The 12,855-nt window shown below is 49.9% G+C and carries 12 protein-coding genes; 9 read left to right on the top strand and 3 right to left on the bottom strand.

Going from position 1 to position 12,855, the window contains the following annotated elements:
* Position 1: 1 nt before the first annotated feature.
* The 7 genes from fdh3B (PY479_RS03935) (at position 2) to PY479_RS03905 (ending at position 8,379) form a co-directional block, all read left to right on the top strand.
* Complete coding sequence (gene fdh3B / locus PY479_RS03935) at positions 2 to 601, top strand: formate dehydrogenase FDH3 subunit beta (RefSeq protein ID WP_212594834.1); 600 nt, start codon at positions 2 to 4, stop codon at positions 599 to 601.
* A gap of 43 nt (positions 602 to 644) precedes the next feature.
* Positions 645 to 1,652: a formate dehydrogenase subunit gamma gene (locus PY479_RS03930; protein WP_212594833.1), complete on the top strand. Its 1,008-nt coding sequence runs from the start codon at positions 645 to 647 to the stop codon at positions 1,650 to 1,652.
* Positions 1,653 to 2,021: 369 nt separating this feature from the next.
* Positions 2,022 to 2,219 carry a twin-arginine translocation signal domain-containing protein gene (locus PY479_RS03925; protein WP_212594832.1) on the top strand — a complete coding sequence of 66 codons (198 nt, stop codon included), beginning with the start codon at positions 2,022 to 2,024 and terminating at the stop codon, positions 2,217 to 2,219.
* 18 nt (positions 2,220 to 2,237) lie between these two features.
* Positions 2,238 to 5,093 carry a formate dehydrogenase subunit alpha gene (locus PY479_RS03920; RefSeq protein WP_212594831.1) on the top strand — a complete coding sequence of 952 codons (2,856 nt, stop codon included), beginning with the start codon at positions 2,238 to 2,240 and terminating at the stop codon, positions 5,091 to 5,093.
* A 29-nt stretch (positions 5,094 to 5,122) separates the two neighbouring features.
* Positions 5,123 to 5,692, top strand: coding sequence for a formate dehydrogenase FDH3 subunit beta (fdh3B, locus tag PY479_RS03915; protein WP_212594830.1), 570 nt, complete (start codon positions 5,123 to 5,125; stop codon positions 5,690 to 5,692).
* Between the two features lie 57 nt (positions 5,693 to 5,749).
* The gene (locus PY479_RS03910; RefSeq protein ID WP_212594829.1) at positions 5,750 to 6,766 is read left to right on the top strand and encodes a formate dehydrogenase subunit gamma; all 1,017 of its coding nucleotides are present in this window, start codon (positions 5,750 to 5,752) and stop codon (positions 6,764 to 6,766) included.
* A 275-nt stretch (positions 6,767 to 7,041) separates the two neighbouring features.
* Positions 7,042 to 8,379: a coproporphyrinogen III oxidase family protein gene (locus PY479_RS03905; protein ID WP_212594828.1), complete on the top strand. Its 1,338-nt coding sequence runs from the start codon at positions 7,042 to 7,044 to the stop codon at positions 8,377 to 8,379.
* 713 nt (positions 8,380 to 9,092) lie between these two features.
* Here the strand turns inward: PY479_RS03905 and PY479_RS03900 are convergent.
* Together PY479_RS03900 and PY479_RS03895 are read right to left on the bottom strand one after the other, a co-directional pair.
* Positions 9,093 to 9,755, bottom strand: a complete 663-nt coding sequence (locus tag PY479_RS03900) for a hypothetical protein (protein ID WP_275482949.1) — start codon at positions 9,753 to 9,755, stop codon at positions 9,093 to 9,095.
* 503 nt (positions 9,756 to 10,258) lie between these two features.
* Positions 10,259 to 10,495: a hypothetical protein gene (locus PY479_RS03895; RefSeq protein WP_275482948.1), complete on the bottom strand. Its 237-nt coding sequence runs from the start codon at positions 10,493 to 10,495 to the stop codon at positions 10,259 to 10,261.
* A 632-nt stretch (positions 10,496 to 11,127) separates the two neighbouring features.
* On the opposite strand from PY479_RS03895, the gene PY479_RS03890 reads away from it, so the two are divergent.
* Entirely contained in the window at positions 11,128 to 11,757 is a 630-nt protein-coding gene (locus tag PY479_RS03890; RefSeq protein WP_275482946.1) for a flavin reductase family protein, read from the top strand.
* A gap of 16 nt (positions 11,758 to 11,773) precedes the next feature.
* Entirely contained in the window at positions 11,774 to 12,040 is a 267-nt protein-coding gene (locus tag PY479_RS03885) for a DksA/TraR family C4-type zinc finger protein (protein WP_212594825.1), read from the top strand.
* 53 nt (positions 12,041 to 12,093) lie between these two features.
* Here PY479_RS03885 and PY479_RS03880 read toward each other — a convergent pair whose 3' ends face one another.
* Positions 12,094 to 12,855, bottom strand: a complete 762-nt coding sequence (locus tag PY479_RS03880; protein WP_275482945.1) for a DUF4097 family beta strand repeat-containing protein — start codon at positions 12,853 to 12,855, stop codon at positions 12,094 to 12,096.

Raw genomic sequence — 12,855 nt, 5'->3', positions numbered from 1 at the left:
TATGGCAGTCATGAAATTCTTATGTGACACCAAGCGCTGCATCGAGTGTAACGGTTGCGTCACAGCCTGTAAAAACGAAAACGACTCCGCTCTCGAGTGGGGTATCCAGCGTCGCCGCGTGGTAACCATCAATGATGGTCAGCCCGGCGAAGCCTCCATCTCAGTTGCTTGTATGCACTGTACCGATGCGCCTTGTATGGCAGTTTGCCCGGCAGACTGTTTCTACCGTACCGAGGAAGGCATTGTACTGCATAACAAAAACACCTGTATCGGTTGCGGCTACTGCTTCTATGCTTGTCCTTTCGGGGCGCCTCAGTTCCCGAAAAAGACCGCATTTGGCAGTCGCGGTAAAATGGACAAATGTACTTTCTGTGCGGGCGGTCCGGAAGAGAACTTCTCCGAGCGTGAACACAAATTGTACGGTGCCAACCGTATTGCAGAAGGCAAGTTGCCTATGTGTGCCGAGCTTTGTTCAACCAAAGCGTTGCTCGCCGGTGATGCCCAAGTGGTATCCGGTATTTACCGTGAGCGTATGGCCCGCCGTGGCGCCAGCCCTGATGTGATCTGGGGATATAACCCCAAGACTGGTGTGATCAACTAAGAGTGAACCGGGACGGAGAAATCCGTCCTGGCGAGGAGTGACTATGGTAATCAAATCACTGCGTAGCCTGTTCGCTCTGATGTTGTTGGTCTGTGGTATGGGGCTGTCAGCGACAGCTTTTGCCGCCGATGAACAGTCCAGTCAGCAGCAGGCAACTGCGCAAACCAGCGAAGCCGATCTTTGGCGTGCGGTGCGAGCCGGTGATACCGGAACCACCACTGCCAAAGGGGTGGAGCGGGGCGTGTTGATTAATGTGACCGGGGAGCAGGGACGGGAGATCCGCAATAAATACGTGACACCCGTAATGGGTTTTGCTGTTGTTGGCGTATTTGGTGCGTTTCTGCTGTTTTACTTTGTGAACGGTCCAGCGCGGTTGAATGATGGCTTTTCCGGCAAGATGGTATTTCGCTGGAGTAAAGCGGATCTCATTCTCCACTGGTGTGTGGCAATTAGCTGTCTGACCCTGATTTTCACTGGTCTCAATATTATGCTGGGTAAGCATGTGTTGCAGCCAATGGTTGGGGAAGGCAGCGGTATCTGGGCATCACTGATCTACGGCTCTAAAACTATCCATGATTGGGTGGGACCATTCTTTATCGTCTGTTGGGCGATATTGGTGGTGAAATGGATGCCACATCAAATGCTCAAGGGCTACGATTTCAAGTGGTTCCTGACCGTTGGTGGTTATTTCAACGTCGGCCCGCTCAAGGGCAAGCATGCCGATTCCGGTTTTGCTAACGCCGGTGAAAAAGCCTGGTTCTGGACGCTGGCAATCTTCGGGTTGTTCATCGCCATTTCCGGGGTAATGATGGTATTGCCTGGCTTGGATCTGCCACGTGAAGCCTCTATGGCAGCGTTGCTGGTTCACGGTATCAGCGCAATCCTGATCATTGCCTTCACCATCGTGCATATCTGGATGGCTACTGTCCTCAGTGAGGGTGGTATGGAATGTATGGTTTCTGGTTATTGTGATGAAAACTGGGCTATGCAGCACCACAACCTGTGGTATGACGAAATCAAAGCTAATGGCACGCTGAAATATCGCGAATAATTGCAATTTGCTATATAAAACACCCCGGCTTGCCGGGGTGTTTTTTTTCATCTGCTGGGCTGTAGTTAAGCTACAACTGATTAACAAATTGCAGGTGTAATCCCTTAAAAATGTAAGGATTTAAATCTGCATAAAACATGATGTAGTTAACGCTTTTTGTGACCCTAAGCGCCACGGTCACAGCAATACTGCGCCAGATCAATATCTGTATTTCTTTGTTCTCTTATATTCCCCGAGCCTAATGATAATCCCCTATTCAATTGATTGAATTTTGGTCAAATTTGGTCGGCTTTGTGAATGATTCGTTAATTCTCAAATGCCGCATTTCCCTCGTATCTCGCATGGATGAACCAACCCAGGAGTAACAAAGTGAAAGAGCAGAAGCCCGATCTGCAACGCAGATCCCTGCTGAAAGCCCTGACCATAGGCACAGCTGCCGGCGTAGCCGTTGCTGCCTCCCAGGTCTCTGTGGCACAGGCAAATGAAAGCACTGATAACGCTACCACCCATCAGGATGGCTATCGTGAAACAGCGCATATCCGTAATTATTACAATAGCCTGCGTTAACCCAGGAGAAATTAAGCGATGAAGTTAACTCGCACTTCCACCGTCGCCGCTAAGGCCGACACACCAACACTGGGGATTAGTCGTCGTCAGTTTATGAAAAGCGCTGGTATCGCCACCGGCGGTATTGCAGCTGCGTCATTCCTTGGTACCGGCATGATGCGCCGCGCAGAAGCCAAAGAAGTTCCACATGATGCGCCTATTGAAGTAAAACGCACCATCTGTAGCGCTTGCGCCGTAGGTTGTGGTTTATACGCTGAAGTACAAAACGGTGTATGGACTGGTCAGGAACCCGCATTCGATCACCCATTTAACCAAGGCGGCCACTGCGCTAAAGGTGCAGCACTGCGTGAGCACGGTCATGGGGAAAAACGCGTTAAATATCCAATGAAGCTGGTAGACGGCAAGTGGAAACGTATCTCTTGGGAAACCGCCATTGAAGAAGTCGGCGACCAGATGCTGAAGATCCGCAACGAGTCAGGTCCAGATTCTTTGTATTTCATGGGGAGCGCCAAGTTCTCTAACGAAGGCTGCTACATGTACCGTAAATTTGCGGCCATGTGGGGGACTAACAACGTCGATCATTCAGCCCGTATTTGTCACTCTACCACTGTAGCCGGTGTTGCTAACACTTGGGGTTACGGTGCGCAAACCAACTCATTCAACGACATCCAGAATACCAAAGCGATTTTCTTCATCGGTTCAAACCCGGCTGAAGCACATCCTGTGGCAATGCAACATATTCTGCTGGCGAAAGAACGTAACAACGCCAAGATCATCGTGATTGATCCTCGTTTCTCTCGTACTGCAGCACACGCAGATCTGCATGTGAATATTCGTCCAGGTACTGATATTCCATTCATCTACGGCATGTTGTGGCACATTTTTGAAAACGGCTGGGAAGATAAAACCTTCATCGAACAGCGCGTATTCGCCATGGATGAAATCCGTAAAGAAGCCAAGAAGTTCCCACCTGCTGAAGTGGCTAACATCTGTGGTATCAGCGAAGACTCGCTGTATAAAACAGCCAAACTGTTTGCTGATAACCGTCCAGGTACTGTGGTCTGGTGTATGGGGGGGACTCAACACCACATCGGTAACGCCAACACCCGCGCATACTGCATCCTGCAGTTAGCACTTGGTAACATGGGTAAACAAGGTGGCGGTACTAACATTTTCCGTGGCCACGATAACGTGCAGGGTGCGACTGACCTTGGTCTGCTGTTCGATACCTTACCGGGTTACTATGGTCTGACTACCGGCGCCTGGAAACACTGGTCTCACGTATGGGATCTGGATTTCGACTGGGTTAAAGGCCGCTTCGATAACGGTGAATACCTTGATCGCGTCCCCATGAACACTCCGGGGATCCCATGTTCTCGTTGGCATGATGGTGTGCTGGAAGGCAAAGCTAAACTGGCACAACGCGACAACATCCGTATGGCATTCTTCTGGGGACAATCCGTCAACACTGAAACTCGTCAACGTGATGTGCGTGATGCATTAGACAAGATGGATACCATCGTCGTCGTTGACCCAACACCAACCATGGCCGGTGTTATGCACCGCCGTAAAAACGGTGTTTACCTGTTACCAGCTTGTACCCAATTTGAATCTCGTGGTTCGCTGTCTAACTCAGGCCGTTCAATACAATGGCGTGAACAGGTCATTGAACCGCTGTTTGAATCCAAAAATGACTTGGAAATCATGTACCTGTTGTCTAAGAAATTAGGCTTTGACAAAGAGTACACCAAGCGTATGCAACTGGATGAAAAAGGCATTCCATTAGTGGAAGACGTGACCCGCGAAATTAACCGCGGCATGTGGACCATTGGTATGAGTGGCCAAAGCCCAGAGCGTATCAAAGCGCACACCCAGAACTGGGGCACTTTCAGCACTAAGACCCTTGAAGCCGAAGGCGGCCCATGCAAAGGCGAAACTTACGGTTTGCCTTGGCCATGTTGGGGCGCACCAGAGCAGAAACATCCTGGTACGCAAATTCTGTACAACACAAGCAAACATGTGTTGCAGGGTGGTGGTAACTTCCGTGCCCGTTACGGCGTGGAATACCAGGGCCACAACATTCTGGCCGAAGGTTCTTACTCCTTGGGTTCAGAAATTCAGGATGGTTACCCTGAATTCTCCGACAAGCTGCTGAAGCAACTTGGCTGGTGGGATGATCTGACTGCTGAAGAAAAAGCCGAAGCCGAAGGCAAAAACTGGAAGACTGACTTGTCTGGCGGTATCCAGCGTGTGGCGATGAAACATGGTTGTATCCCATTTGGTAACGCGAAGGCCCGTTGTATTGTGTGGACCTTCCCTGACCAAGTGCCAGTACACCGCGAACCGCTGTACACACCACGTCGTGATCTGGTTGCAAAATACCCAACTTATGACGACATGCAGGTACATCGCCTACCCACACTGTACAAGTCAATCCAGCAACAGGATATGACTGGCAAATACCCACTGGCACTGACTTCTGGTCGTTTGGTGGAATACGAAGGTGGTGGTGAAGAATCCCGTGGTAACCCATGGTTGGCTGAACTGCAACAGCAGATGTACGTGGAAATTAACCCTGCTGACGCTGCTGATCGTAGCATTCGCAACGGTGACAAAGTATGGCTGGAAGGCGCTGAAGGCGGCCGTGTGCTGGTACAGGCCATGGTTACTCCGCGTGTTAAACAGGGGGTTACCTGGATGCCATACCATTTTGCCGGTGTCATGCATGGTGAAAGTCTGGAAGCGAACTATCCGGAAGGTACTGCACCGTATGTGCTGGGCGAATCTGCCAACACTGCGCTGACCTACGGTTATGACCCTGTGACCCAGATGCAGGAGACCAAAGCGTCCCTGTGCCAAATCGTCAAAGCTTGATTGCAGCGTAAGTGAGGAGAATTGCCACTATGGCTACCATGAAATTTTTGTGTGATACCAAACGCTGCATCGAATGTAACGGCTGTGTCACCGCTTGTAAAAACGAAAACGACTCCGCGCTTGAGTGGGGTATTCAACGTCGCCGTGTAGTGACTCTGCACGATGGTCAACCCGGCGAAGCTTCTATCTCTGTTGCCTGTATGCATTGTTCTGATGCGCCATGCATGGCTGTGTGCCCGGCAGATTGCTTCTATCGCACCGAAAATGGTGTGGTGCTGCATAACAAAGACAAGTGTATTGGTTGTGGTTACTGCTTGTACGCTTGTCCGTTCGGTGCGCCACAGTTCCCGAAAAAAGGCGCATTTGCTGCTCGTGGCAAAATGGATAAATGTACTTTCTGCTCTGGCGGCCCAGAAGAGAACTTCTCTGAAGCTGAACGTCAGAAGTACGGTTCTAACCGTATTGCAGAAGGCAAGCTGCCAATGTGTGCTGAATTGTGTGCGACCAAGGCGCTGCTCGCCGGTGATGCCGAAGTGGTTTCCGGTATCTACCGTGAGCGTGTGGCCTATCGTGGCGCTGACAACTCAGCCTGGAAGTAAGCCGTCCGTACAGAGATAACCGACCTACTCCTTGTGGGTCGGTGAGAGAGGTTTTTAATGAACAAATGGTTCAAACAACTGGGTTTAGCCGCTGCGCTGCTGTTTAGCACAGTGAGCTTTGCCGCTGAGACCCCGGCCCCTGCAGCACAACCAGAAGCGGTAGTGGCTGCGGTGCAGGCTCAGCAATCGGAGTATTCACAGCTGTGGACCGAACTTAAAAACGGCGCTACCGGGTATACCACCTCCCAGAGCCAGTTTCATAACCAGCCGATCAATAGCTATGATCTGCGGGTACTGGAATTGCGCAGTGGCTGGTTGGCTCCAGGTCTGATGCTGGCACTGTTCGGCATGATCATCATTTTTGCCCTGTTTATCATGGTTAACGGTATTTCCAAACTGCACCATGGTTTCTCCGGCAAGATGGTCCATCGCTGGTCAAAACTGGATATCTCTATCCACTGGTTAGGGGCGATTCCTTGCCTGACCTTGATCCTCACAGGCTTAACTCTGCTGGCAGGTCGTTTTTTCCTGCAGCCGGTGGTGAGTGAAGGATTCTGGGCTGGCGTGGTGTATTTTGCCAAGCAAGTACACAACGTTATGGCGATCCCGTTCATGTTCGGCTGGTTGCTGATGACCCTGATGTGGGCGAAAAACCAGATGCCGAAGATGTATGACCTGAAATGGTTCCTAGTGGTGGGTGGTTACATCAACTTCGGACCCTTCAAAGGTAAACATCCGGATTCTGGCTTTGCTAACGCCGGTGAAAAGATGTGGTTCTGGACCTTCGCCTTGTTTGGTCTGGTGATCTCTGCTTCTGGTATGTTGCTGCTGTTCCCGAACCTGTTCGAGCCCAGCCGCACCCTGAGCCTGATCTCCCTGATCCTGCACGCGATCAGCGCTATCATCATTTGCGCGTTCTCTATCGTGCACATCTTCATGGCGACTGTGATGTCAGAAGGTGGTATGGAATGTATGATTTCCGGCTACTGCGATGAGAACTGGGCGACCCAGCATCACAACCTGTGGTTCGATGAAATCAAGGCTAACGGCTCATTGAAATACCGCGAATCCTGATTTTCAATCTGAATTAAGCCGCGTATCACACGCGGCTTTTTTTATGCCACACACCTAGCAGATTTGACCTTAATGGTTGACATTTATTCGTAATAGCTAAAACATGACAACCTTAACAAAACCGGGCGACCATAGCTGATAGGTGATGCTAACTTCTAGCCAGTTCACGTTTTGCAAAAGACTTAGGATGTACCCTGCAAACTCGAAACGCTGCCTTGGATAGTCACTAACTAGTTGTGGTATTTAAGGATTATGTAACCCAGACAGGAACCGTTATGTCATCTGTTATCCAAACTCTCGATCAACAACTGGTATCAAGCTACCAATCCAATATCACAGTACCTAACTGGATGCTGCGGGCGATGGAAGGGGTGATGCACTACTACGTTGATAAGAATCTGAGACTGGATACTATCTCCGCCGATATCATGCCGGCGCCGGTAGAGGGCAAAAAGTACATGCTGTACGCCCATGTGCCGTTCTGTCATACCCTGTGCTCATACTGCACTTTCCACCGTTTCCTGTTTAAGGAAGACAAAGCCCGTCGCTATTTTGTGGCGTTGCGTAAAGAGATGGAAATGGTCAAAGCCTTGGGTTATGACTTTGAGTCCATGTATATCGGTGGCGGTACCACCACGGTGCTGGAAGATGAACTGGCGCGCACCATTGAGCACGCCAAGACGCTGTTCCCGTCCATTAAGGAAGTTTCCTGCGAATCCGATCCACAACATCTGGATAGCCCTGGTTTCAAACAGTTGAAAGGGCTGGTGGACCGCATGTCCATCGGCGTACAGAGTTTTAATGACGATATTCTGCGGATGACCGAACGTCTGGAAAAATTCGGTTCAGGTCAGGAAACTTTCGATAAGATCATGGCCGCCAAAGAGCTGTTCCCGATCATCAACGTTGACCTGATCTTTGGCTTCCGCGGGCAGACTGATGAAGTGATCCAGCATGATCTGGATATGGCGTCCCGTCTTGACCCACGGCAGATCACCACTTATCCGCTGATGGTCACTCACCAGACGCGCAAGAGTGTAAAAGCCACGCTGGCTGCTCCGCATGCCGACATGGCGAACCAGTACCGGATGATCCTCAATACCCTGGTCGGTCAATATAATCAGCTCTCAGCCTGGGCCTTCGGTAAAGCCAACAACGAAGGCTTTGACGAATACGTGATTGATTATGATGAATATCTTGGCGTGGGTTCCGGTTCCTTCAGTTTCCTCAATGACACCCTGTACGTGAATACCTTCTCGCTGCGTAATTACGAAGAACGGATCAAGAACGGCAAAATGGGTGTTGAGCAGCAAAAGAATTACAGCCAAAAAGATGTGATGCAGTATCGCTTCCTGTTGGGGATGTTTTCTGGCCGTCTGTCGCGTAAATACTTCCGTGACACCTTTGGCGTTAACCTGGATACCGCGCTGCTGAAAGAGATGACCTCAATGAAATTGATTGGTGCGTTGAAGAATGATCCCGAAAATCCAGAAGAGCTGATCGTCACCGACAACGGCAAGATGATGGGGCTGTTGATGATGAAAGAATTCTACTCTGGCATGGATAACGTACGGGCACAGCTGCGTAAACCACTGAAACCTTGTGATATGTAACGATTTTTAAGACGCCGTCTGGCGTTGGGGGCGTAAGCCGGAAGGAGGGAGTAAAGCGTTGCTTTGCTCCCTTTTTTGTGGGTTGCAGATTGTATTGGGCAATCTGTAATTGTGGGCAGCTATACCAAGCCGCCGCTTGGTTAGTTCGGTACCGCTGCGCGATGGCAACCTGCGGTTGCTAGAGCTGAGGCTAACGCCTTGCAAACTTCGTTTGCAAAAGATGTATGGCTGCGCCATACCAAGCTGCGCTTGACAACGTCGTGAGCTTTCGTGCTCACACTGCGAGCCTAGACTAGGCTGGCGCTTTGCAAGCTATCGCTTGCCAACGTCGTGGAACTACTCGTTCCACACCTGAGCCAAGGGGCGATGCTCGTCCCTCGCCCCTTGGAACCCCGACGACGCCCCACGTCGCGAAACGCTTCGGCGCTTTTGGTTTGTCATTTTCGCAAATCGCCGCCAACTCGGAATCCATTCCTCGGCCCGGCTTCTTCGACATCCTGTCTCGATTGCTCAATGCCGGCCCAACGCACCTACGCTGCGCCGAAGGGGAATTGGTGTTGTCTGAGTGTTGCAAGCCAATTTTGGGACAGAAGCTTGTTAGAATCTTCGCTCTAATTAGTACTTTTTGGGATAAAAAATTCTATTGATTAACGCTCAAGCTGTGGGGCCTTCGCGAAGCGAAGCGGAGGTCCCACACGAGCGCCTTGTTATACCTATATTTGCTTGAGGTCATTTCTCATTTGCTCTCTGAGCTCAGCTGCTTTTGCCTTGGCAATCTCACCAAACTGCTGGAGTTGTGCCATGTTGCTATTAGCCAAATCTTGGTCGTTGGTTATGGTGATTTTGACTAAATCAGACATCATTTTCCCGGATGCCTCGAACAAGGCCGAGTATATTCCTTTGATTTCATCAAGTAGCGTTGCTACTTGATCACTTGCTGTGAGCCTAAGACTGTTTGTTTCTGATTCGATAACGCCAAGCTCTTGCATTCCATCTCTGGTGATTTTTGAAATTTTCTCGGAGAACTCAATAGTAGCTACTGTCGCCGCTGCCTCATCACCTCTTGACGAGGCCTCTAAATACGATGACATGAACTCATTCATGATGGGCATAAAGACATCGTGATAATCTGTTTGATGGCGATTATGAATAGCATCAATATGCCGAAAGTACGCCTCATATTGGGAGGCCTTCATTTCAAATACTTTCTTTCTTCGCTCCAGATCTAGGTCGAAGGACTGCTTCATGCCTATAAGCTCTTTTTCATGGCGTTTTTTATTGAAGTAAACGAAACCCAACCATAACGCATTAACCAAGCCAAATGCCCATGCAAAGTATTCTGGTTTTTCTGATATTACTTTGAAGATTTCTTCCATGCTCTGAATCTCGGTTTAGGTATAACGCCTTTGTAATGGGTACGTGTTGTTTGCGCGTCCCAGCCAACAACTTGTTGGGCGAACTTAACAAACTTGTTACATGCTTTCACCGTAACTTAGCTCCACATTTCCCACAATAATGGGGCGATATTTGGACTCCTGGTCGTCCTAATGCTCTTGGAACAGCATTGCACTTAGGACACCTATACCATTTGTAGAATCCCGTAATACAAATAGCCAATCCAACGAAAAATGGAATCGCTGGATTGATATAAGTATCTGCAAAGTAATTGATTGCGATAACCCCACCGAAGATAACAAAAGCAACCAACACAGCTATGGTCACCTTTCTTTCTCTATTAGCAAACTCGTTTATTATTCTTAAATCTTCCATGGTCAACTAGGCATATAATGCCCCGCTAAACAGTGAGCGTTAGCGAGTCCGGTGGAGGCCACGCTTTTGGGGGGGCGCAACGAATTTGAGTGGCTTGTTAGAAGTGGACTTACGCACGGGACACCAGTTCTATTTTTTCGTTTTCTAAAGAGATTTGTTCGTAATGAACTAGGCCACCAATATCGGTATCAATCATTACCCCCGTCTGAAGGCAACCCCATCGCTCTCTTGGATAATCAGCGGAGTATCTATCTCCATCAATATCCGCTACAACTAGTCCCTTGTACATCCCACTAATCAGGACGTTGTCACCGACTTCTATCTGCGTTCCATCCATGTATTTCATAGTAACTTCTAACGCCATTACTAATGGGCGCATAAACGCTTGGCTGAATCGCCACAGTTAATCTAACCACTTTGCTGCATTACTAAAATTTGGTCAATGCCCTGATGCTAGAGTTGTGCAAACGTCAGGCCGATAAAACGTTTTGGCAAAAGGTTGTTATTCCGAAAATGCAGACAATGCCATTTCCCCTTCGGTGTTGCTGAGGATGTTGCTGAAAAATGGTGTGGGTGAGGCTTGGATGCCGAAGCTCGAAGGTTGAGCAGGATGCGAATCCTGAGTGTAGCCATTTTCAGCATAAAGCCGAAGAGTTGTCAGCGACGTTGGGCGTCCTCGGGGGTTATAAGGGCAAATACTCATCTGCGATGAGTGAGCTTATGAGCGTGAGCCAAGGATGGCGAGCAGGTCGTTAGACAAGGATGTCGTTCGAAGGACGAGCATTGCCCCCTTGGCCACAGTGTGAGCGCGTTAGCTCACAACGTTAATGCATCCATGCAAACCCCCACCGCAGGTGCTGCCGACTGGCGAGATAAACTTGAATCTGATCGTAATCGCCCATACTGAGATAAGTACGCCGCATTCGTAAAATCACATGTTGAGTGATTGATAAAATTAGCACCATTCAGGAGATCTGCATGTCGAGTCAGTTTCACTTTTATCAGCCCAAGCAAGATCATGGCTTGGCGTATAATCCGCTGAAATCGATTGTTGCGCCGCGGCCGATTGGCTGGATCTCCAGTTGTAATGCTGATGGTGTGGCGAACCTGGCGCCTTATAGTTTTTTCAATATGTTTGCGGATGTGCCACCGATTATTGGCTTTTGTAGTTCGGGTTGGAAAGACAGTGTGGCCAATATTGAGCAAACCGGTGAGTTTTGCTGGAATCTCGCCACTAAGCCGTTGGCGGCGCAGATGAATATCAGTTGTGCTGGCGTTGCTAGCGAGGTGGATGAGTTTCAATTAGCGGGCTTGGTAAAGGCGCCGTCGCAGTTGGTGAAGGTGCCGCGGGTGGCGGCAAGTCCGGCATCGTTTGAATGTAGGCTGACACAATTGATCCGGCTGCAAACGGCGGCGAAACAGCCGATGGACAATTGGCTAGTGCTGGGTGAAGTCGTGGGTGTACATATCGATAAGCGTTTTATCAAAGATGGCATTTATCAAACCATTGCGGCTGAGCCGATCTTGCGTGCGGGTGGTCCGGCGAGCTATTTTGGTATTAGTGCCGCGACCGAATTTGAGATGGCGCGGCCGTCAGTTACTGAGTAGAAAAGCGGAGGTCATTGTGGCATCAGGTTGGGCACAAGATGGGGCTGAGCAACAACAGATCGACAGCACTGTTGAAGATGCGCTCGCCCGGGTGCGCGGTGAGCTTCCCAAGGGCGAAAGTCTGACTGAATGCGAAGAGTGCGGCGACACGATCCCAGAGGCGCGACGTGTGGCGATTCCGGGTGTGCGCTTGTGCGTGAATTGTCAGGCAGCGCAAGACAAACAACGTCAGGCCTTTGCGGGGTATAATCGTCGGGGTTCCAAAGACAGTCAGTTACGCTGAAGTTGTTCTCGTAAATAAGCCGGACAAATGCCCGGCTTTTTACATCTGCTCTGTTACTTGTTCAGTTTTACTGGCCCATTAATATCGTCAAAGTGCACATCGCCAGAGCCCGCGCTCTCGATATTCAGCCCCAGAGTGTGGCGCACATCAATGTCGCCGGAACCATCATCAATGGTGACAGTGCCTTGGACATTTTTAACGGTCATACCACCAGAGCCATCATCAATCCGAATATCGCCAGCGACATTACGGATGTTGATGTCACCAGAACCATCATCCAGGCGAATTTTACCGCTGATGTTTGCCAGCAACACACTGCCTGAGCCGTCCTCGATATCGAGGTTATGGCCGCCGCGAATGGTGAGATCGCCGGAACCATCAACGACTGTTACATCGGCGGTCATATCGCGGATCTCCAATTGTCCGGAACCATCGGTGATATCAAGCGCGATAGCGGCCGGGACGGTAACCCGCAAGTTAATATGGGGCGAGTTACGATGGATGCTGAAGTGACTATCGAACTTGGCGACTAACACGGCTTGCGTGCCATGCTGTTCGAGTGTCAGTTTGGCGTGGTTATCCGGATACTCATAAACATCGGCATCCACGGTAATCTGTTGTTGTCCGGCAACACCGACAATCACCAGATCCCCGGCACCCGTATCGGCTTTTAACTGCTGAATATCGGTAGCGTTGAGTTGCAACGTCCGGTGACCGAAATTCAACGGTTCACTTGGTGCGCCATTAACATAAAACACGCAGCCGGTAAGTGGCAGCATGCAGGCTATTGCCAGCAGTGTTGAGCGGATAAACAT

It is taken from the genome of Shewanella sp. A32 (genome assembly GCF_029167175.1).
Lineage (GTDB): Bacteria > Pseudomonadota > Gammaproteobacteria > Enterobacterales > Shewanellaceae > Shewanella > Shewanella yunxiaonensis.
The sequence above is the reverse complement of the archived record's forward strand: the minus strand, read 5'-3'. Positions and strand labels throughout refer to the sequence as shown.